Source organism: Stappia sp. ES.058 (assembly GCF_900105595.1).
In the GTDB taxonomy this organism is placed as follows: domain Bacteria; phylum Pseudomonadota; class Alphaproteobacteria; order Rhizobiales; family Stappiaceae; genus Stappia.
Window position 1 is genome coordinate 1,747,931 of the sequence record NZ_LT629784.1, and the last position, 20,059, is coordinate 1,767,989.

Genomic DNA, 20,059 nt, shown 5'->3' on the forward strand with positions numbered 1-20,059 from the left:
GCGCGCCAAACCATCGCCCGCGGCGGTTTCTTCCGTCCTGCGGTCCCACGCGTAGGTTCGTTCGATGTTCGATCCCGCCGACCAACGGCACCGGGCGTTCGCCCTCTTGCTGGTCATGCCCCTGTTTTTTTCGTCCAACCTGATTATCGGGCGTGCGGCAGCGGCAAGCGTCGAACCGTGGACCCTCGCATTTCTGAGGTGGGTGCTGGCCTTCGCCATCCTGCTTCCCTTCGCCCACAAGGGCCTTGTGCGCCACCGCAACACGCTGCTGCGCCAGTGGAACCTGATCGGCATGATGGGACTGCTCGGCATGTGGTTTTGCGGCGCGGGCGTCTATTTCGCGCTGAACTACACGACAGCGACCAACGGTACGCTGATCTACACCTCCGCGCCGATCCTGATCGTCCTGCTGGAATGGCTGTTCCGCGGGCGCCAGGTCGGCCTGCGCGAGGGGATCGGCATCACGCTCGCCATTCTCGGTGTGGTGGCGATCGTCGTAAAAGGGTCGCTCTCCATCCTCCTGTCCCTGGAATTCAATGCCGGCGACGTGATCTTCGCGCTGGCCGCCCTGAGCTGGGCGCTCTATTCCGTGCTTCTGAAACGCCAGTCGCTGGCGGAGGTCCCGACACTTTCCCTGTTCGCGGCGCTTGCCTTTGCCGGCGCCGTCACGCTGTTTCCCTTCACCGTCATCGAGATCGCGGAAACCGGGCGGTTTCCGACCTCCGGCGACGCTTGGGCCTCGATCTTCGGGATCGCGCTTGTTTCGTCAGTTCTGGCGTTTTCCTGCTTTCAGCATGGCATCAAGATCGTGGGTCCCTCGACGACCGGCCTGTTCATGTATCTGATGCCGCCCTACGGCGTGATGATGGCCGTCGTCTTTCTGGGTGAAGAGCTTCATGTCTATCACTTTGCGGGCTTCCTGCTGATCATGAGCGGGCTGGTCCTGGCGACCGCGCCGCCGTGGCTGATCGCACGCATTCCCTTCGCGAACCGATTGACCGGTCAGCTCCGCAAGGCTGTCACCGGGCGCGTCTGACGCCGCGCCGCGCGTTTGCGGCGTCGCTACGTTCGGTGATGAAAAAAGGGGCGGCCCGAAGGACCGCCCCTGAATTGCTGCAAGACGAAACCGCCGTCAGCCGAACATGTCGGTCGTGATCCCGGCGTACCAGCCCAGCGATTCCTCATACGTCGCCTTGCGCAGCGCGGCGTCTTCGCCGGTCTGGCTGATGAAGCCGTCTGTCTTGGTGATCTTGTCTTCGCCCGCCTCGTAGCGCGCGCCGACCTTCACGCCATTGTCGGTCGAGATCAGGCTCCAGCAGGTGTTCGAGAAACGTGGCGGAAAGGCCTTCGCATCCAGCAGATCGGCGCGAATGGCCATGGCCGCGGCCTTCGCCTGGCTGTTTGCGGAAAAGCCCGACTTCGGCATGTCGCCGGCAATGCAACTGTCGCCCAATACATGGATCGCCGCATCCATCGTGCTGCGCAGGGTCGCCGGTTCGATCGGGCAATAGCCGCTGTCATTGGCGAGCCCCGCATCGCGGGCGATCGTGCCGGCGGTCTGTGCGGGGATAACATTGGCGACATCCGCCTTGAAGGTGTCGAAGTCCGTCTCGATTGTCCCCGCGCGCGCATCCACGTTCGTGATGTCGCCGATGATCGATTTCGGCAGCCATTCGATCATCCCGGGATAGTGCTCCTCCCAGCCCTCCATGAACAAAGCCTGCTTGGAAAACGCTTCTTTTGGATCAAGAATCACAATTTTCGCGCTTGGATTTGATGATTTAAGATGGTGCGCGACCATGGAAACGCGCTCATACGGCCCTGGCGGGCACCGATAGGGGTTCGGCGGCGCGACCATCGCATAGGTTCCGCCCTCGCGCATCGCCGTGATCTTGCTCTTCAAGAGCGCGGTCTGCGTGCCCGCCTTCCAGGCATGCGGCATCAACCCGGCCGCCTCGATCGAATAGCCCGGCACGCTGTCGTAATCGAAGTCGATGCCCGGCGCGACCACCAGCCGGTCGTAGGAAACCCGCCCGCCCGAGGCCAGCGCCACCGTCTTGGCGTCGCGGTCGATCCCGGTCGCCCAGTCGTGGACGACATTGACGCCATAATCGGAGGCCAGCGTCGCGTAGGAATGGCCGATGGAGTCAAACGACCGAAACCCGCCGATGTAGAGATTGGAGAAAAAGCAGGTGTAATAGGTCTTTGTCGGCTCGATCAGCGTGACGTCGACCGCGCCCTCGCTGTCCTTGGCGAGATAGCGCGCCGCGGTCGCACCGCCCGCGCCGCCGCCGATGATCACGACTTTCGGCCGTCCTTGAGCGAAGGCCGCGCGACCGCGCCCGGTCAGAACCCCGGCGCCCGCGACAGCTCCCAGTCCCTGCGTAAAATGGCGTCTTGAAATTCCCGTCATGTCGCATCCTCCCGAAAAACGCTCAGCGATCTCCATCCTCACGATGGACAGCTTCTTGTTATTGACCCGTTTGGGAGAAATAGGCCGCGAGCGCAGCGATCTCCTCATCCGACAGGCTGGCGGCTATGGACTGCATGACCGGATTGTCCCGGCTCTTCATCTTGTAGGCGTGCAGCACCGTCACGAACAGATCCCCCGGCCATCCGGTGATGGAGGGAATGCCCTTGTCCTCACCGTCCGCCTGGTGGCAGGTCACGCATTCCGACGACAGATATTCACCGTAGTCCGGGTCGCCTTCGAGCGCCAGAATATGCGCCGGGACGACAGGGTCGGCGTCCTCAAGCGGCACGGTCGCCGGCGTCTCGGGAATATTCGCGGCGCCGGGCGAAAACTGACGCAGAAAGGCCACCACCGCACGACGGTCCTCAAGATCCCGCAATCCGCCGAAATTCATCTTGGTGCCATGGACAGCGCTCTTGGGGTCTTCGAGATAGGCGGAAAGAGCCTCTTCCGTCCAAACGAGACCGCCCTGCCCGGCGGCCTCCATCGCCCGGGAGTAGCGATAGCCCTCCAGGGTTCCGGCGCGCCGGCCATAGATGTTGTTGAGATACGGTCCGACCCGGTGCTTGGCGTCCACACCAACCTGATGACAGGACTGGCACTTGCGAAAGATCTTGCGACCCTGCTTCAGGAGCGGGTCGTCGGCAAGGGCGTCCCCGGTCGCGAACACGAAAAACGCGGCCGCAAGAACCAATGCATATCCGCCTGATCCTCGCATGCCGCGTTCTCCCTGTTCGCAGATCTGATCTGATCCTAGTCGACGTTTATGCCCGCCGTATCGCCGTCTTCATCCGGCGTGACGTCGATGATACGCGCCCGCTTGGTGATTTTCACCTCGTCCTTGCAATCGCTCATGCAAGGCTCGTTCTTGGACACGAGCGGCGTGTCCGGCCGGTCGTCGTCGATGAAGCCGTCCTCGTTTGGCAGGCGGATCGAGGTGAAATTGTCTTTCGACAGCTCGAATTCGTCGTCCGTCACCACATCGTTCATGTAGAGAAGATAGGCGACGATCGCATAGGTCTGGTCGGGCGTCAGGCTTTGTGCGTTGCCGAAGGGCATCGCCCGGTAGATATAATCGTAAACCGTTGAAAGATAGGGCCAATACGAGCCGATCGTCTTGACCGGGTTCTGGCTGGAGAGCGTGTCCCAGCCACCGGCCAGTACCGGCCAGCGGCCGGCGCCTTCCGCGAAATCGCCATGGCAGACCGCGCATTGCTCGGCGAAGACCGCCTCGCCGTCCGCGACCGTACCGCGTCCTTCGGGAAGACCCTGGCCGTCCGGACGCACATCGATGTTCCAGCCCGCGACCTCTTCGGGCGTCGCCTCCGTGCCCAGGCCGAACTTTTCCGCGCCCGCGTTGGCGGAGACCAGGGAGACGGCTGCGGCCAGCGTGAGGACCTTAAGAAATCTCGACATTTTCGACCCCTCCGTTGGCCATGACATGCCACGTTTGAATGCCGTTGTTGTGGTAGATCGAGTTGGTGCCGCGCACGGCCCGGAGCTCGTCCTTGGTCGGCTGGACATAGCCTGTATCATCATATGCGCGCGACTGAAGAAGCAGGTCGGAGCCGTCCCAGTCGAACTCGAAATAGAACCGATGAAGCGCCTTTGGCAGGCTCAAACCGTCGATGCGCGCCTGGTGCCAGTTCTTGCCACCGTCGAGCGTGACGTCGACGCGGGTGATCCGCCCCCGGCCCGACCAGGCCAGGCCGGTCAGAACCGTGGGTCCCTTGCCGTGGGTGATCGGCGCCTGCGGGCTCGGATTGGTGATCACGGACTTTGCGTCCATCTCCCAGGTGAAGCGGCGTGCCTTGCCGTTGGCGAGAAGGTCGGTGTATTTCGACGTTTCCTCGCGCGCATGCCAGGGCTTGTCGCCAACCTCGATGCGGCGGAGCCACTTGACCCACATGTTGCCTTCCCAGCCGGGAACGACCAGCCGCGCCGGATAGCCCTGTTCGGGCCGCAGCGCCTCGCCGTTCATCTTGAAGGCAACCATGCAATCGTCGAGCGCCTTTTCCATCGGCACGGATCGGTTCATGCCCGCCGCATCGCCGCCTTCCGGCATGATCCACTTGGCGTTGGTTCTGAGACCCGCTTCCTCCAGAATGTATTTCAGCGGCACGCCGGTATACATCACGCAATGGACCATGCCATGCGTGAACTGGCAGCCGTTGAGCTGGGCACCGCGCCACTCCATGCCGGAATTGGCCGCACATTCCAGGAAGTAGATCCGGTTCTCGCGCGGAAAGCGCTTCAGATCCTCAAGCGTGAAAATCAGCGGCTTGTCGACCAGGCCGTTGATCATCAGCCGGTAGTCGGTCGGGTTCATCTCCGCCACGCCGCCGTGATGACGCTCGAAGCACAATCCGTTGGGCGTGATGATGCCATCGAGTTCATGCAGCGGCGTGAAGTTGATCGAGCTCTCGCGCGATGCCGTCAGCCATTCGACGCTCCGGCGCACCACCTCGGATTCATGCTCCGAGGGCATGCCATATGGCGCGGCATCGACGCCGGCGCCGAGATACTTGCTCCAGTCGGCGACATTCGGCGGCAGGTTGTAGGGATCCGGCTCGGCCGCACGGGCGAACCCGGCCGTGGCGGCAAGACCGCCCGCCGCGAGCCCGGCCTTCAGAAGGTTGCGCCTGGAGGGACTGGCGATGCCTTTCTCCGGCGTATCAGATTTCGACATTTTCTCTCTCCGGTTCGATCGGATCAAATCCATTTATTCAGATACATGAACATTACGGACATGATGAGGCCCATCAATGACCCGCTACATACCCACGACCTTGACCGCGCGGTTGCCCTCAAGCTTCACCGTGCCGCGCTCCTTGAGATGCCCTTCCACAACATCCCAGATCGCCGGCCCTTCCGTGCCTTCGTTGACGCTGGCCCAGCCGGCGACGACATAGTTGCGGCCCGGATCGATCGGCTCGCCGTCCTTCAGGAAGGTCATGTCGGAGATCCGGCTGCCGATCTCGGCGGTCGGATCGATGGTGTAGGCCATGCCGCCGACGCGGACCATGTCGCCGCCCTGCTGGTAATAGGGATCCGTGTTGAACAGGTTGTCGGCGACATCCTCGAGGATCTCCTTGATCAGCGTACCGCTCATCTCGGAGCGATAGGCCTGCGGATAGGTCATCGAGGTGGCGTTATGCAGGTCCTCCACGGTGATCGGCTGACCGGACGGGACGGTGGTGCCCCAGCGGAAGCCCGGCGACATCGCAATTTCCGCATCCCGCTGGTCGATCAGCGCATCGCAAATCAGGTCGTCGAAGGTACCGTTGAAGTTGCCGCGGCGATAAAGCAGCGATTCCGTCGTCGCGAGTTCCCGAGAGAGTTCCTCCACATAAGGTGCCCTCACCTTTTCCACCAGCGCGGTCGTCTCGGCATCCGGCGTGATCACGTCGGAGAAGATCGGGATCAGCTTGAAGCGATAGTCCTTCACCTCGCCGTCGCGCACGTCCAGATCGAGGCGCGACAGGAACTTTCCGTTGGAACCGGAGGCGATCAACAGCGTCTTGCCGACCTTGACCGGCTCGGGCAGCGCATCATGCGTGTGGCCGGTGAGAATGACGTCGATCCCCGACACGCGGCTCGCCAGCTTGCGGTCGACGTCGAACCCGTTGTGCGACAGCATGACGACAACCTCGGCCCCGTCGGCGCGCGCGGCATCGACATTTGCCTGGACCTCCTCCTCGCGGATGCCGAATGACCAGTTCGGGAACATCCAGCGCGGATTGGCGACCGGTGTATAGGGAAAGGCCTGGCCGACCACGCCGATCTTGACGCCGCCGCGCTCGAACATCTTGTAAGCCTTGAAGACCGGCTCATCCCACTCGGTGTCGCGAATGTTGCCGCCCAGAAAGGCGAAGGGCAGATCCGCGACGATTTCCTCGACGCGGTCGCTGCCGTAGGTAAACTCCCAATGGCCGGTCATCGCGTCCGGACGCAGCGAATTCATCACCTCGATCATGTCGGCGCCGCCGGTCTTGAGCGACGTGTAGCTGCCCTGCCAGGTGTCGCCGCCGTCAAGGAACAGCGTATTGGCGTCGCGGTCCGCGCGGATCGACTTCAACACAGTGGCGATGCGATCGATGCCTCCCATGCGGCCGTAGGTCTGCGACAGCGCGTCGAAATCCTGCGATGTCAGCGCATATGCCTCCGGCGACCCGGGCTGAATGTCGTAGAGCTTGAGAAAATCGGCGCCGGTCACATGCGGCGGCAGACCCTTGACCCCACCTACGCCGAGATTGATCGACGGCTCGCGGAAGTAGACCGGCATGAGCTGCGCGTGAATATCGGTGAGATGCACCAGCGTGACATTCCCAAGCGGCTGGAAGCCGAGAATATCGTCCTCGCGCAGCGCCTGCTGGGCCGCAAGCCGGCTCCATTTGCCGAAGCCCGAGCCACCAACGATCGCCGACGTCGCCACCGCCGCCATCAGGAATTCACGTCTGGAAATCATCCTGCAATCCACCTTTTCGAGGCATCTTCAACGGACACGGCTCCGCCTGCCCGGCGACAGCACCGCCAGCGAACCAGCCCCAATATTTGTTCTAGAGATCCCGAAGGACCCCGGTCGGACCGGGCGATGTCGGCTCTCGCGAGCCTGGATCCTGCGTCCGGTCCGAGGACGGCGGCGGCGAGAGACCGGAGAACCGGCCGGATGACGCCGCCGTCGTCGGCTTCAAGTTCAAGGCCGCGTCAGTTGCGCACCGCAGGCGTTTCCACCGAAAGGCCCTGGCCACGCCAGGCGAGATAGGTTTCAAGCGCGACGAACTCGTCCGATCCGCGCTTGAAGGCCTTCGCCCGGATGTTGTCCATGCAACCCTTGAAGCGGCGATGCAGCGAGCCCATCTTCTGCCACTTCAGGCGATAGGTCGGGAACCCGTTCGACTGGCCCTGGCTGAGACGGTCGGCACGAATATAGTTGCCGTAGTTGTCTTCGTGGCAATTCGCGCAAGCCATATCAAGCTGCCCGAGGCGGGTGTAGTAAAGGTCTTCGCCCTTGTCCCACCAGCTCTTCATGTCGCCGGTTTCGATGTCGACGTCCACCGGCATGCCGCGTGACTGAAGCCCGACAAGCGCGGTCATCGACAGCATGTCGTCAGACTCCCACTTCCAGGCCTCGGCACCCATGCGCTCGGTACGACACGCATTGATCTGGTTTTCCAGAGTGAACGGACGTCCCGCAGCCGCATTCCACTTCGGCATGGCGGCGCGGACACCCTTCATGCTCTCGGCCACGTCGCCGTGACAGCTCTCGCAAGACTTCCCCGCCGAGCCATCGACCGTCGACCATGTGCTTTCGGCACTCTCGACCATCAAGAACCCGGGATTGGTAAAGTCATCCAGTTCAAGCGCTTGAGTTTCCTTGGTTCGGAACTCGAAGCCGGAAATGATTTCGGGAAGCGGATGGTCTTTGGGCGCATCGACCCGCGTGGTCAGTTCGACACCATCGATGCTCGGCAGATTGGCCTGATCGGCCAAAACAGCGCTCGCCGCCATGATGGCGGTCGCAGCGGCTCCGGCAACGAAAATACCCGGAAGTTTCCTCATTGTGGCTTTCCCTCCAGCGCGAACCCATGCGGTTCATCTTGTTATCTTTTGCATTCTTCGAGACCAGGTGCCGGCGGCGCAAGCGCCACCGGCTGCATCCCGATCACTCGACGGCGATCTTGGATTCCTTGGAGTACTCTGACCCGTCGTCGTCCACCCATGTGAACTTGAACGTGCCCGACTCGGGAACCTTCGCGCTGAACTCAAGGTACGGATTGGCGGAAATCGCCGGCTCCATGTCGCATGCGAAAACGGTCTTGCCGTTGAACTCGCAGGTGAACCTGTTGATGATCTGGCGCGGAATGACGTTGCCGTCCTTGTCCTTGCGCTGACCCGATTCCATCTTGTGGGAAATCAGGGTCTTGATCGTGATGACTTCACCCTTGGATGCCGTCTTGGGAACCTTGACGCGGGGTTTCGACTTGGCCATGCGGCCCTCCTGCCTGTCTATGTCTTGAAAAAGGGCGTCTCGACCGTATCAGCCGCCGCAACCACCAATCGTCACCTTCACCGTCTGGCGGTCCATGTAGACCTTGCCGGTGGAGGTTTTCGCCAGCGCGATGACATCCTGCGTCTTGGCAAGCCGCATGCGCGTGGTCGCCTCGGCCGCGCCGGACATCGGCGTGAAATGGAAGGTTGCAACGCCCGGGGACGGATTGCCCGCGGCAAGCAACGTCACGTCGGTAACGTGATCTTCGTCGCTCATCGGGCTGTCGACCGAAAAGCTGATCGGCACTGTGTTGCCGTTTTCCGCAATCTCGGGCGCCGTGAGCGACACATTCGCGGTCTCCGGCGTCGCGCCGCCGGCAAAGGCGTCGATCGCGGCCTGAACCTTGTCTTCCTCTGCGAAAGTCAAGCGCGGCATGCCGGTCAAGGCCACGGCCGCAACACCGGTTCCCAGGGCAAACACCTGGCGTCGAGTGATAGTCATTCTCTGCATCCTCATTCTGATCGGACCCGCCCGCTCCGCGGGCAAGTGCATTCGTTGCGCGTCTCTCAGTCCGAAAGGGTCTTCAGGTAAGCGACGACGTCTTCAACCTGCTGTGCGGTGAGAATCGGCTTGTCGGCAAAGCGGTCCATGACAAGGTTCAGCCCCTCAACGCGGTGAAAGGCCGGCATGATCGTGCCGTCGTAGACCGTCTTGGCGTTGACGACGAGCATCCGCAGCGATGCCTCGTCCCAGCGATCGGCGACACCGTCGAGCGGGGGGCCGACTTCGCCGTGAAACGGCTCGCTCGACAGATCCGAAGCGGTGTGGCAGGCCAAGCAATTGCCGAGCTTGCGATTGATAACCGCCTGCTTGCCGGCAACCGGATCTCCTGGAACATCCGTCAAGGGCTGGGGGATCGTCCCGTCCACGACCTCGTAGGAGGCCACATCACTTGCGGAGGCCGTGGCAACTCCGAGCAGAAGCACGCAGGCAGCTGCCATGCCTGGACGAATGACACTCATGGGCGTTTTCCTTCCCTCTGCCGGCGAACCCGGCCTTTGATTTTTTTGATCGGCCGCTGATCCACGACGCGTACCCAAACGTAGCAGCATCCTCGTCCCCGATCAATTCACATATTCGATTATCAGAATACATCGAAAGTCGGGGGACCCCGGAATTGCCCATCCGACGACCGGAAGAGCGGCGGAACCGGTTCGACGCCGCCGAATGACATACGGCAGCCTTTTCAAAGAGATCCGAAAAGCCGTGGAATGTCAGCCGATTGTGCCAAGCGTTGGAAAGGTCTCGAGCAACCAGAACGACAGCGCTGCCATCTGCCCGGTCATGAAGGCGACGCCCGTCAGAATGAGCACCACCCCCATCACACGCTCCACCGTGACCATGTGCCTGCGAAACCGTGACATGAACCGCATGAACGGCCCGGCGAACATCCCGGCGACGAGGAACGGCACACCGATTCCCAACGCATAGGCCCCGAGCAACGTCGCACCCTGAAGCACCGATTCCTCGCTGCCGGCGACGAACAGGATCGCCGCGAGGATCGGACCGACGCAGGGCGTCCAGCCGAAGGCGAAGGCCAGGCCGATCACATAGGCGCCAATCAGGCCGGCGGGCTTGCGCTCCACATGCACCCGCGCCTCGCGGTACAGCAGACCGATGCGGAACACACCAAGGAAATGCAGACCCATCACGATAATCGCAACGCCGGCGATGTAGCCGAAAACCTGAATGTACTGCGTGACAAACTGCCCGATGAAGGAAGCGCTCGCCCCCAGCGCGACAAACACGGTCGAGAAGCCGAGGACGAAGGCGAGCGACGCGAAGAAGACGCGGCGGGGATCGGCGCGTTCCACCCCTTCCCCCGTGAGTTCATCGAGCGACACACCCGCAAGAAAGCCCAGGTATGGCGGCACGAGCGGCAGCACGCAGGGCGATACGAATGACAGGAGGCCAGCGAGAAACGAGCCGACGATTGTGACTTCTTGAAACATGAAGCGGGTCCGTTCGCGGTCGGAATGAAAGCATCCCCGGGGTGCGGTCGAGCCGCATCGGTCAATGCGGACAAGACTGGATTCGGGAGGAGCAACATATCGCGTTTGACGTAAGGTGCACCGTGCCGCTCCCCTCATCACACGACAATGTGACGTCACGCCCCATCTTCGTATTCCTATTTTTGCATATGATCCACCACTTTTGCGCTACACTGCCGCGATACGCTGGATCCACAATGCGAAAACCCCACAAGCCGCGACGACCCATGATCACTCATATGCTTCAACGTTCACGAACACTCGTCCTTGCCGCTGTCGTCCTGCTGACGGCAGCGATCGCCGAACCACCGCATTCCGCCAGGGCGGCGGAACTTGTGATGTTCGAGCAGCGTGGATGCGAATGGTGCGAGCGCTGGAACACGGAGATCGGATCGATCTACCCAAAGACAGAGGAAGGTCGCATGGCGCCCTTGCGCCGCGTCGACATTCACGAACCCATGCCGGATGATCTGACCTGGCTGCGCCCGGAGGTGTTCACCCCCAGTTTTGCCCTTGTGCACGACGGACGCGAGTATGGACGGATCCGCGGCTATCCGGGCGAGGATTTCTTCTGGGGCCTGCTCGGCCAGATGATCGACAAGCTCAAACAGGGCGCGGCGCGTGCAATAGACGGGCAGTCGCGCAATCCGTCGCCCGGGTAACGTGCCCTCGCCTTCCCTGCGCGCCCGGTTGCCGTTATATGCTGGTCGCACAAGGAGACGGTCAATCTGCGTTCGAACCCCGACCGCAATTCGGTTTTACGCCACACCCGTCACGCCAGACGAACGACAAGGATTACGACGTGTCCCTTCCAAGCACTCAGGATCTCGAGTGTTCTTCCGACCTCGAGAAGATCATCGACCGTGCGAAAACGGCAAGCGATTTCCTCAAGGCGATCGCCCATGAAAGCCGCTTGCTGATCCTGTGCATTCTGGCAGAGGGCGAGAAATCCGTTACCGAACTGGAATCCCTTCTCTCATTGCGCCAGCCGACGGTGTCCCAGCAACTGGCGCGTTTGCGTATGGACAATCTCGTTTCCACCCGCCGAGAGGGAAAGACCGTGTTTTACAGCTTGGCAAACGAGGATGCGCGGAAGATCATTGAATCCGTCTACGATGTTTTCTGTCGGGACTGACCCAAGGTCGGCCGACACGCGCAAGACCCGCAAAGAGGTGACGCGACACATCCGGTGACGGCGCGATCGGGAGGCGCGACCAATGGACGTTGGCACGGCACAAATAATTTCACTCTACGGCTTCGGCGGCGGGCTCGTGCTCGGCCTTGCCGCGCGCGTCGGGCGGTTCTGTACGATGGGCGCCTTCGAGGATGCCTTTCTCGGAGGCGACCGGCGGCGGCTCCGCAGCTGGGCTCTCGCTATCGCGGTGGCAACCGCGCTTTCACAATGCCTCGCCTACGCCGGCGTTCTGGATTTTCACCATTCGATCTATCTCAGCAGCGGATTTCCGTGGCTGGGAGCGGTACTTGGCGGGTTGATGTTCGGCATCGGCATGGCGCTTGTCGGCACCTGCGGCTACGGGACGCTCGCCCGCATCGGCGGCGGCGACCTGCGGGCGGTGGTCACGTTCCTGGTCATGGCGGTGTCCGCCTATATGGCCATGCGCGGACTGACGGGCGTGGTGCGACAGGCCGTGATCGATCCCTGGATCCTGTCCTTCGACGGCACCGGCGGCATGGCCCTCAACAGCATTTTCGACGCATTAACGGGAATGGACAGCGGCCCACTCATCGGCCTGTTCGCCGCTGCCGGTCTTGCGACATGGGCCCTGAAGGACGCCGGTTTTCGGGCAGAAACCCGCCTGGTCGTCAGCGGCGTCGCAGTCGGGCTGGCGATTGTCGGCGGATGGCTGGCCACCGGCCTCGTCGGCAGCGACCCCTTCGCGCCGCAACGCCTGGAATCCTTCACCTTCGTACGCCCGCTCGGCGACACGCTGGTCTACCTGATGACGTTCAGCGGCGCGACCGTGACCTTTGGCGTCGGGTCGGTCCTTGGCGTCACGGCCGGTGCGCTCGGCGGCGCGCTGTTCAAGCGCGAGTTCCGCTGGGAAGCCTGTGACGATGTCCGCGAATTGCGCCGGCACATCGTCGGCGCGTTTTTGATGGGAACCGGTGGCGTGATGGCCTTCGGCTGCACCATCGGCCAGGGCATTACCGCCGCCTCGACACTGTCGGTCTCCGCACCCGTCGTGATGATCTCGATCGCCATCGGCGCAAGGATCGGGCTCGCGTGGCTCATTGAGGGAAGTCTGCGCGGCATGTTCGCCGCGCATGCATTCTCGCGAGATCTGTAAGGACCTGTGCCACGAACGACGCGGATCGCAAGACCCTCAAACGTCAAGGAAGCATTCGTCGCGCAATCAGGTCTTACGCACCACCAACACCGAGATCGGCGCGTGCCGCACGACACGCGCAGCATTGGGGCCAAGCAGGTAATCCTTGAGCTCGGGACGGTGCGAACCGATCACGATCAGATCCGCCTCCACCTTTTCCGCAGCGACGAGGATTTCCTCGTAGATATTGCCGTGGCCGATCACCGCCTGGACCCGGATGCCTTCGGGAACCTGTTCATCGATGAAGCCGTGCAGTTCCTCACGCGTCTTGTCGATCGCCGTCGTCTCGAAATCGTCGGGAAAGAACGATCCCACGATGGAGCGTCCGAAATCGGGAACGGCGGTGAAGATATGCAGGATGCTGTCCGGAGACATGATCTCCCGCGCGGCCAGAACGACCTGTTTGGACGAGTCCACATCACCAAGGTCGACGCAGGCCAGGACATGCTTGAACAGCGCACTCATGCCGTTTCCCCCTTCGCGGCCGCCCGCAGATCCGCAGCGTCCCGCCGACGCCGGCGCTGCAGCATGTAAATCGCCCCGAGCAACGCAAGAGCGGGAAAATAGAACAACTCGCGCGGCGGCTGGGAACTGGCAACGGCAAGCGACTTGACGGTCTGGTCGAAATCGAAGCCCGCGGCCTGCGCCGGTGAATCGTAGACGGCATTGTCGACGATGAGCGAGCCGTCCTGGATGAGGATCTCCAGGCCGAAGGCCTCGAGCCGCTCCGCGCCGGTTGGTTCGCTCCCGACCGGAATCATCATCGTCAAGGTGATCGGATCACCGACATCGTCGAACGCATCCACGGTCGCGCGGAGTTCCGATCCAGGCGGAGCGTTGCCGATCGCTTCCTCAATGTTCACCGGATCGATCTGGTTGAACGGCGGATAGACCATGTCCATCCAGAATCCGGGCCGGAACAACGTGAAGGCGATCAGGATCAGCGCCGCCGATTCCCAGAGACGCGAGCGCACGAGGAACACGCCTTGCGCGCCGGCCGTGAAGACGAGGATCGCGGCGGTCGCCACAATGAAGACGATCACCCCTTCCATGAAAGTGACATCGATCAGGAGCAGATCGGTGTTGAAGATGAACAGGAACGGCAGCAGCGCGGTGCGAAGCGAATAGAAGAACGCCACGAACCCCGTGCGGATCGGATCGCCGCCCGACACGGCGGCGGCCGCGAAGGAGGCAAGCCCGACCGGGGGCGTCACATCCGCCATGATGCCGAAATAGAACACAAAGAGATGCACCGCGATCAGCGGCACGATCAGCCCGTTCTGCTGCCCGAGCGCGACAATCACCGGCGCCAGAAGCGAGGACACCACGATGTAATTGGCCGTCGTCGGCAGGCCCATGCCCAGGATCAGGCTGAGGACCGCGGTGAACAGCAGGATCAGCAGGATCTGCCCCTGGCTGAGGAACTCCACCAGTGCGGCAAGCACGGCACCGACACCGGTCTGCGACACGGCGCCAACGATGATGCCGGCCGCAGCCGTTGCAATGCCGATGCCGATCATGTTGCGCGCACCGGAGATCATTCCGTCGATAAGTTCAGACCAGCCTTGCCCAACGGTTCCGCCAAGGTCCTGGCCGCGGAACATTGCAAAGAGCGGACGCTGGGTCAGCAGGATGAAGATCATCAGGGCAGTCGCCCAGAATGCGGACAGCGACGGCGACAGCCGCTCCACCATCAAACACCAGATCAGAACGAACACCGGCAGCAGGAAATGGAGGCCGGACTTCACCGTCGGGCCGGGCTCCGGAAGTTGCACGACCGGCTCGTTCGGATCGTCCATTTCCAGTTTGGGAAAGACCGAACAGAACCGGACAAGCCCGACATAAACCCCGATGATCAGGATGGAAACGACCCAGAGCGTCGCCTCGCCGGCCAGCGATTGCAGGATATCCATGAAATAGAACAGGCCGAAAGCGACGACGGCCGATCCGCCAAGGACCATTGCGCCCGTCGACAGGATGCGGCCGCGGGTCGACGCGTCGGTGCGCGCCTGCACCAGTTTCACGAAGGCAAACAGGATCGCCAGCACGATCGCGATCGCAAGCAGGCGCATTTCCGACGATCCAAGCGCCTGGAAAGCCAGAAACAGATAGTAGACCCCGCTGGCGGCGGCCATCAGAACCGCAATGGTGATCGCAAACGACAGCAGCGCCCACTTGAGCGGCTTGACTTCGCCTGCACGCGGCAGGCCTTCCATCCCCTGCTTCAGCGCTTCCAGGTGAACGATATAAACCAGCGCGATGTAGGAGATGATCGCCGGCAGGAAGGCGTGCTTGACCACCTCGAAATAGGAAATGCCGATATATTCGACCATCAGGAACGCGGCCGCACCCATCACAGGCGGCATGATCTGCCCGTTCACCGACGATGCGACCTCGACGGCGCCCGCCTTTTCACGCGAAAAGCCGACGCGGCGCATCATGGGAATTGTGAAGGTGCCGGTCGTCACCACATTGGCAATCGATGATCCGGAAATCAGGCCGGTCATGCCCGAGGCGACAACCGCAGCTTTCGCCGGGCCGCCGCTGAAGTGGCCCATGAGCGAAAAGGCAACCTTGATGAAGTAGTTGCCGGCGCCCGCCTTGTCGAGCAACGCGCCGAACAGGACGAACAGGAACACAAGATCGGTGGAAACGCCGAGCGCGATGCCGAAGACACCTTCGGTCGACAGCCACTGGTGGTAGGCGACCGCGTTGAAGCTGGCCCCCTTCCAGGCGAGCAGGCCCGGCGCATAAGGCCCGAGGAACGTGTAGCCGAGGAAGACCATCGCCACGATCATCAGCGGAGGGCCGAGCGATCGGCGCGTCGCCTCAAGCAGAAAGATGACGCCGAAGACGGCGACGAAAACATCCGTGGTGTTGGGATTGTTGGGGCGATCCGCGAGGCGGGACCCGAAGAGGTTTTGCACCAGTTCGGTGTCGAAAACGAAGAGATAGAGCGCGCAGGATGAGGCACCGATCGCCAGCAACCAGTCGTAGACCGGAACGTAACGGCGCGGCGAAGTGCGAAAGGCCGGGAAAACGAGAAAGGCGAGAAACAGCGCGAAGGCGAGGTGTATCGGTCGCGCTTCCCTTCCGGAAAACACGCCGACCCCGATTACATATGGCAAGGGCGATGCGATCCAGAGCTGGAACAGCGACCATGCCAGCGCCAGGCCCGAGATCAGGAGCGCAACCTGATGATTGGCGGGATTGCGCCCGCCCGTGTCAACGGAGGCGACAAGGTCATCCAGTTCCGATGAACTGTAATCGCCCTTTGCAGGTTCCTCGGTCATTGCGCTCCCCCCAATTGCGCGTCGTCACAATGCACTGCCCTCGATACGTCGGACAGTCAGCCGGCGCGGAAGGATCGACCTCCCGCGCCGGCGGCGTCCGGACTACATCCAGCCGCGTTCCTTGTAGTATTTCACCGCACCCTCATGAAGCGGAGCCGACAGGTTGTTCTTGATCATGTCGGCTTCTTTCAGATTGGCGAAGGCGGGATGCATCTTCTTGAAGCGCTCGAAGTTCTCGAACACCGCCTTGGTAACCTCGTAGATCACCTCGGGCGAGGTATTGGATGACGACACGAAGGTCGCGCCGACGCCGAAGGTCGTGGTGTCTTCGTCCGTGCCGGTGTACATGCCGCCCGGGATCGTCGCCATCGCGTAGAAGGCGTTGTCGTCCACCAGCTTGCGGATCACATCGTTGTCGACGGTGATCAGCTTGGATTCGCACGACGTCGTGGCTTCCTTGATGGTGCCGGCCGGGTGACCGACGGTGAAGACGATCGCATCGATCTTGTTGTCGCAAAGCGCGGCAGCCTGTTCGGCGGACTTCAGCTCGGCCGCGAGCGCGAAGTCGTCCGTGGTCCAGCCCATCTTGTCCATCACGACCTCAAAGGTCGCGCGTGCGCCCGAACCCGGATTGCCGAGGTTGACTCGCTTGCCCTTCAGGTCGTCGAAGGTCTCGATGCCGGAATCGGCGCGCGCAACGACGGTGAACGGCTCGGGATGCACGGAGAATACCGCGCGCAGTTCCTCGAACTTGCCGTCCGGGAACGTGTCCGGCGCCGTGCCGTTGTAGGCATGATACTGCCAGTCCGACTGGGCCACGCCCATGTCGAGATCGCCGGCACGGATACCGTTGATGTTGGCGACGGACCCGCCGGTGGTGTGCGTGCACTTGATGTCGTGATCGCTCGACCCGCGGTTCACCAGCCGGCAGATCGCGCCGCCCACCTGATAGTAGACGCCGGTCTGACCGCCGGTGCCGATGGTGATGAAGGTTTCGGCCTGGGCCGCGCCGGAAAAGGCGAGACCGCCGGCCAGCGCAAGACCGAGCGTCGTCGTCTTGAAAATGTTCACTGCAATGCCTCCCGTTTATTGGCTGCAGATTGAATGGTTCGACGTGCCCCAACCGGCCAGAGTGCCGGTCGGTCGAAGCAGATCGACTGTCCGGGACGATCACGTTCTGTGGCATCCGGAAACGACCCGATGATCTGTGGATCTTCCACCTGGATCAGGTCCCCGCAACGCCACGCACACTGCGTTCGTCTCGAAACCCGCTGCGAGGCACGGCGAGCCGTCCCTCGCGTGACGGCAAATGCACCGTCGACGCTAGGTTAGACTGAAAATTCTCGTTTTTCCAAGCTCTTTCCGGATCAGGTCCCCACGCGCACGCCTTCGCTTCCCGCCGGCGCAAGCGGGAAGGCCATGGCGGGAACGATCCCTTGATCGGAAACTAATCGCCCTGACGGCCGCCGGAAATCACTTCAAGGAAATGACGGCGAAGCTGATGCTCGTCCTGACCGTCCCTGAGGCCCTGTCGCCATTGATCGATAACCAGCCGCAGGGCAAGTGTTTCGCGGGTGTGGGGAAGGCCGGAAAGATAATCGGTGAAAAAATCATCCAGAGCGTTGCGATCAAGTGCGTTCTGGGCGATCAGGCCATGAATCAGCGCCATGGTCGCCGCGATGTGCCCCTTCAGGAACTCAAATCCGGCAGCGCCGGCCATGGGGTCCGCGTTGGAACCCGGATCGTCCGTTGAGGTGTCCGACATCATTCCACCCATTGTTGCAACCGCAAGGTCGGCCGGCTGCATCGTGGCACTGGAAACAAATGATCTTTTTCAAGGCCTTGCCTGCTCCGTGAGCACGAGCGACGCCGTCATCCATTTCCGCTTGAAATCCTATACCACCACAGAGTTGTCCACAAAGCGTAAATGCCGGGACTTCCGCAAAGGCAGGCACGGACTTCAGGCGCCCGCCGCTACGTCCCCCTGCAGACTTCAATGGCGGCCGAATAGGTTGCCCCGCTGTTGATCTGCCTGCCGAAACACGAAAGCCGGCTGTCGGGACTGCGGCTTTCCCGGCACAGATCGGCCGCGTTTCCAGGCCGCCAGTTGGTCCCGCCCTGCCGGTTCCAGGGCACGCGTCCGCTCATCACATAGTGCATACAAGCCGCCGGACGCACATCCATGCGCAGATCTCCGCAGACCCGGCTCACGACCTCCGGAGAATAGGTGCGGGCCTCGTTGTTGTTGTAGGGATTCGGTCCGTTGAGATAATCGCGACAGGCATTCGGACGCGTGGCGTTCGAGCGTTGCTGCGCCGCGCCTTGCGGGCCGAAGCGCTGGCAGGCCTGAACGAACTGACTGACCTTGGCACGATCGGACTCGCGGATACGCAGTCGCGTGCCTGCGCCCAGCGACCCGGCATTGATGATCGGATAGATCCGGGAATTGCTCCGGGTCAGCAGGTCAAAGAAGATAGACACCGCCGGAAGCGGGAAACTGTAGCGCGTAACGTTGTCGCGCGCGTTCGCCGTGGCGATGCGGTCGAGATCGCCGACCACGGAGATGTAGCCGTTGTTCTCCATCACGATCCTCAGCTCGTGCCGGGCGGGAACGGTTGCATTGCGATCACGCAACGCGACCGCCGAGGTCAGGTATGGAACGGGCTGCTGCGGATTGCAGAGCGCGGAAAAGCGAATGCTTCGCGAAACCTCATCGCTTCCCAGGAACGAGCGCACGCTTGTCGCGGTCAGCCGCGCGCCCTGGCCCGACACGAAGACCTTCCATTCCATTCCCGAGCTGCTCGCCTGCCCCGTCGATACCTGGAAAGGAAGGGCGGCGAGCGCCGCAAGGGCGGGAACCAATAGTCTTGCCAGTCTCATGCGAATGAACCCCGCGTGTAAAGCGTATGCCTGAGGTGAATGGCGCAAATGGAAAGACCGCAGTGCCGGGGGTCAGCCCTCGAGCGCATGGCAGGCTTCCAGGAACGGCCGGATTTCGCGGGCGGACCCGCTGAGGGAAAACGTGTCGGCGATCTCGCCGTTCATCTCGAACCTGACCGTCTGCCCCTTCGCCAGCAGATAGAACAGCGAATGCCGGGAGTTGGTGTAAAGCGCCGGCGTCTTCGGGTTGTCGAAGAACGGGAGCGGTTCGTAACCGAGATCGTAGGTGACCGGCGGGGTTTCATCCACGCGATAGGTGAGTTTCGGAGTGGCGCCCTGGCTCAGAGCGTCGGGATACATCAGGAAGAAGGTCTTTATCCGCTTCGTCTCGGGAAGACACGTCGCGACAAGCACGACCTGATCGGTTTCCGGAACGGCGAGCGCGAGGACCGGCCGCTCCCCCGCCGGCGACGAGAATTGCCACTTGAACTGATCTTCGACGCTCTTCTGCCGGGGCCCGGGCGCCAGTTCCAGTTCGCCCCTGTCGGTCGCCTGCTGCGAGCCGGTCGCCGGCCCGGGTCCGCGCGCCAGTTCGTTGAAGCCCACATCCTCGTTTCCGTCATGCCTTTCCTGGGCATCGACCGTCTGGCCGGGCACGGCCGCGAAATGGGTTTCCCCGTGGCAATGGTTTGCAATGATGCGCCCGTCCGGCGCGCCCTCGAAGCGGAAGTCGAAGGTGTTGGTGCACGAGATCCCTGTGTCGTCGCCGCGGATCGTGACCTCGACGACGTTTTGCTGGATGGCGCGCCATTCGGCGGCAGCCCCGTTCATCGACACTGCGGCGATGGGCGCCGGCGCGGAGAACATGACCCGGTTCTCGACCGCCTGCGAAGCGGCCGGCCCCGCCAGACCGGCCATCGCTAAGGCCGATCCGGTCAGGACCGCCAGCGAGCGCAGGAGTGACCCGATCCGAACCGACGAGGCGATATGTCGTGGCGTAGACGCTTCAAGAGGCATGACGA

The 20,059-nt window shown here is 62.2% G+C and carries 20 protein-coding genes; 4 read left to right on the forward strand and 16 right to left on the reverse strand.

Translation table 11 applies throughout. The features are described 5' to 3' along the window. Positions 1-64 precede the first annotated feature (64 nt). Positions 65-1,036 (forward strand): DMT family transporter, encoded by a 972-nt coding sequence (locus BLU32_RS08160; RefSeq protein WP_093806020.1) that lies wholly within the window; start codon positions 65-67, stop codon positions 1,034-1,036. Positions 1,037-1,132: 96 nt separating this feature from the next. On the opposite strand, the gene BLU32_RS08165 is transcribed toward BLU32_RS08160, so the two are convergent. From BLU32_RS08165 to BLU32_RS08210, 10 genes are all read right to left on the reverse strand, one after another. Beyond that, complete coding sequence (locus tag BLU32_RS08165; RefSeq protein ID WP_093806022.1) at positions 1,133-2,413, reverse strand: NAD(P)/FAD-dependent oxidoreductase; 1,281 nt, start codon at positions 2,411-2,413, stop codon at positions 1,133-1,135. A gap of 58 nt (positions 2,414-2,471) precedes the next feature. Continuing rightward, positions 2,472-3,191, reverse strand: coding sequence for a c-type cytochrome (locus BLU32_RS22290; RefSeq protein ID WP_093806024.1), 720 nt, complete (start codon positions 3,189-3,191; stop codon positions 2,472-2,474). A gap of 35 nt (positions 3,192-3,226) precedes the next feature. Beyond that, entirely contained in the window at positions 3,227-3,889 is a 663-nt protein-coding gene (locus BLU32_RS08175; protein ID WP_093806026.1) for a c-type cytochrome, read from the reverse strand. Beyond that, entirely contained in the window at positions 3,873-5,162 is a 1,290-nt protein-coding gene (gene soxC, locus BLU32_RS08180; RefSeq protein ID WP_093806028.1) for a sulfite dehydrogenase, read from the reverse strand. The genes BLU32_RS08175 and soxC overlap by 17 nt, the downstream gene beginning before the upstream one ends. A gap of 84 nt (positions 5,163-5,246) precedes the next feature. Beyond that, a complete protein-coding gene (soxB, locus tag BLU32_RS08185) occupies positions 5,247-6,941 on the reverse strand; it encodes a thiosulfohydrolase SoxB (protein WP_093806030.1) in 1,695 nt (564 codons plus the stop codon). A 239-nt stretch (positions 6,942-7,180) separates the two neighbouring features. Continuing rightward, a complete protein-coding gene (gene soxA, locus BLU32_RS08190; RefSeq protein ID WP_093806032.1) occupies positions 7,181-8,035 on the reverse strand; it encodes a sulfur oxidation c-type cytochrome SoxA in 855 nt (284 codons plus the stop codon). A 103-nt stretch (positions 8,036-8,138) separates the two neighbouring features. Beyond that, positions 8,139-8,465 carry a thiosulfate oxidation carrier complex protein SoxZ gene (gene soxZ / locus BLU32_RS08195; RefSeq protein WP_093806034.1) on the reverse strand — a complete coding sequence of 109 codons (327 nt, stop codon included), beginning with the start codon at positions 8,463-8,465 and terminating at the stop codon, positions 8,139-8,141. A 48-nt stretch (positions 8,466-8,513) separates the two neighbouring features. Beyond that, a complete protein-coding gene (soxY, locus tag BLU32_RS08200) occupies positions 8,514-8,966 on the reverse strand; it encodes a thiosulfate oxidation carrier protein SoxY (RefSeq protein WP_093806036.1) in 453 nt (150 codons plus the stop codon). A 65-nt stretch (positions 8,967-9,031) separates the two neighbouring features. Beyond that, on the reverse strand, positions 9,032-9,487 hold the full coding sequence (gene soxX, locus BLU32_RS08205) for a sulfur oxidation c-type cytochrome SoxX (protein WP_093806038.1): 456 nt from the start codon (positions 9,485-9,487) through the stop codon (positions 9,032-9,034). A gap of 252 nt (positions 9,488-9,739) precedes the next feature. Continuing rightward, positions 9,740-10,477 (reverse strand): cytochrome c biogenesis CcdA family protein, encoded by a 738-nt coding sequence (locus tag BLU32_RS08210; RefSeq protein ID WP_093806040.1) that lies wholly within the window; start codon positions 10,475-10,477, stop codon positions 9,740-9,742. Positions 10,478-10,755: 278 nt separating this feature from the next. Here BLU32_RS08210 and BLU32_RS08215 point away from each other — a divergent pair, with 278 nt between their 5' ends. The 3 genes from BLU32_RS08215 to BLU32_RS08225 all read left to right on the forward strand — a co-directional run bounded on the left by BLU32_RS08215 (position 10,756) and on the right by BLU32_RS08225 (position 12,825). Continuing rightward, the gene (locus tag BLU32_RS08215) at positions 10,756-11,178 is read left to right on the forward strand and encodes a transcriptional regulator (protein ID WP_208976999.1); all 423 of its coding nucleotides are present in this window, start codon (positions 10,756-10,758) and stop codon (positions 11,176-11,178) included. Positions 11,179-11,318: 140 nt separating this feature from the next. Next, positions 11,319-11,651: a metalloregulator ArsR/SmtB family transcription factor gene (locus tag BLU32_RS08220; protein ID WP_172838545.1), complete on the forward strand. Its 333-nt coding sequence runs from the start codon at positions 11,319-11,321 to the stop codon at positions 11,649-11,651. An 82-nt stretch (positions 11,652-11,733) separates the two neighbouring features. After that, positions 11,734-12,825, forward strand: coding sequence for a YeeE/YedE family protein (locus BLU32_RS08225; protein ID WP_093806044.1), 1,092 nt, complete (start codon positions 11,734-11,736; stop codon positions 12,823-12,825). A 66-nt stretch (positions 12,826-12,891) separates the two neighbouring features. Here BLU32_RS08225 and BLU32_RS08230 read toward each other — a convergent pair whose 3' ends face one another. From BLU32_RS08230 to BLU32_RS08255, 6 genes are all read right to left on the reverse strand, one after another. After that, positions 12,892-13,329: a universal stress protein gene (locus BLU32_RS08230; RefSeq protein ID WP_093806046.1), complete on the reverse strand. Its 438-nt coding sequence runs from the start codon at positions 13,327-13,329 to the stop codon at positions 12,892-12,894. Then, positions 13,326-16,157 (reverse strand): TRAP transporter permease, encoded by a 2,832-nt coding sequence (locus BLU32_RS08235; protein ID WP_093806048.1) that lies wholly within the window; start codon positions 16,155-16,157, stop codon positions 13,326-13,328. Before BLU32_RS08235 ends, BLU32_RS08230 begins: the two co-directional genes overlap by 4 nt. Positions 16,158-16,259: 102 nt before the next feature. Continuing rightward, entirely contained in the window at positions 16,260-17,222 is a 963-nt protein-coding gene (locus tag BLU32_RS08240) for a TAXI family TRAP transporter solute-binding subunit (protein WP_093810759.1), read from the reverse strand. Positions 17,223-17,604: 382 nt separating this feature from the next. Further along, positions 17,605-17,877 (reverse strand): hypothetical protein, encoded by a 273-nt coding sequence (locus BLU32_RS08245; protein WP_093810761.1) that lies wholly within the window; start codon positions 17,875-17,877, stop codon positions 17,605-17,607. 254 nt (positions 17,878-18,131) lie between these two features. Continuing rightward, complete coding sequence (locus BLU32_RS08250) at positions 18,132-19,037, reverse strand: hypothetical protein (RefSeq protein ID WP_157727575.1); 906 nt, start codon at positions 19,035-19,037, stop codon at positions 18,132-18,134. 72 nt (positions 19,038-19,109) lie between these two features. Then, the gene (locus BLU32_RS08255) at positions 19,110-20,054 is read right to left on the reverse strand and encodes a hypothetical protein (RefSeq protein ID WP_157727576.1); all 945 of its coding nucleotides are present in this window, start codon (positions 20,052-20,054) and stop codon (positions 19,110-19,112) included. Positions 20,055-20,059 lie beyond the last annotated feature (5 nt).

Excerpts from the sequence above, each read along its gene's own strand:
- BLU32_RS08160 (WP_093806020.1), top strand. The coding sequence starts at position 65 with ATGTTCGATCCCGCCGACCAACGGCACCGGGCGTTCGCCCTCTTGCTG.
- BLU32_RS08165 (WP_093806022.1), bottom strand. The coding sequence starts at position 2,413 with ATGACGGGAATTTCAAGACGCCATTTTACGCAGGGACTGGGAGCTGTC.
- BLU32_RS22290 (WP_093806024.1), bottom strand. The coding sequence starts at position 3,191 with ATGCGAGGATCAGGCGGATATGCATTGGTTCTTGCGGCCGCGTTTTTC.
- BLU32_RS08175 (WP_093806026.1), bottom strand. The coding sequence starts at position 3,889 with ATGTCGAGATTTCTTAAGGTCCTCACGCTGGCCGCAGCCGTCTCCCTG.
- soxC (WP_093806028.1), bottom strand. The coding sequence starts at position 5,162 with ATGTCGAAATCTGATACGCCGGAGAAAGGCATCGCCAGTCCCTCCAGG.
- soxB (WP_093806030.1), bottom strand. The coding sequence starts at position 6,941 with ATGATTTCCAGACGTGAATTCCTGATGGCGGCGGTGGCGACGTCGGCG.
- soxA (WP_093806032.1), bottom strand. The coding sequence starts at position 8,035 with ATGAGGAAACTTCCGGGTATTTTCGTTGCCGGAGCCGCTGCGACCGCC.
- soxZ (WP_093806034.1), bottom strand. The coding sequence starts at position 8,465 with ATGGCCAAGTCGAAACCCCGCGTCAAGGTTCCCAAGACGGCATCCAAG.
- soxY (WP_093806036.1), bottom strand. The coding sequence starts at position 8,966 with ATGACTATCACTCGACGCCAGGTGTTTGCCCTGGGAACCGGTGTTGCG.
- soxX (WP_093806038.1), bottom strand. The coding sequence starts at position 9,487 with ATGAGTGTCATTCGTCCAGGCATGGCAGCTGCCTGCGTGCTTCTGCTC.
- BLU32_RS08210 (WP_093806040.1), bottom strand. The coding sequence starts at position 10,477 with ATGTTTCAAGAAGTCACAATCGTCGGCTCGTTTCTCGCTGGCCTCCTG.
- BLU32_RS08215 (WP_208976999.1), top strand. The coding sequence starts at position 10,756 with ATGCTTCAACGTTCACGAACACTCGTCCTTGCCGCTGTCGTCCTGCTG.
- BLU32_RS08225 (WP_093806044.1), top strand. The coding sequence starts at position 11,734 with ATGGACGTTGGCACGGCACAAATAATTTCACTCTACGGCTTCGGCGGC.
- BLU32_RS08230 (WP_093806046.1), bottom strand. The coding sequence starts at position 13,329 with ATGAGTGCGCTGTTCAAGCATGTCCTGGCCTGCGTCGACCTTGGTGAT.
- BLU32_RS08235 (WP_093806048.1), bottom strand. The coding sequence starts at position 16,157 with ATGACCGAGGAACCTGCAAAGGGCGATTACAGTTCATCGGAACTGGAT.
- BLU32_RS08245 (WP_093810761.1), bottom strand. The coding sequence starts at position 17,877 with ATGGCCGGCGCTGCCGGATTTGAGTTCCTGAAGGGGCACATCGCGGCG.
- BLU32_RS08250 (WP_157727575.1), bottom strand. The coding sequence starts at position 19,037 with ATGAGACTGGCAAGACTATTGGTTCCCGCCCTTGCGGCGCTCGCCGCC.
- BLU32_RS08255 (WP_157727576.1), bottom strand. The coding sequence starts at position 20,054 with ATGCCTCTTGAAGCGTCTACGCCACGACATATCGCCTCGTCGGTTCGG.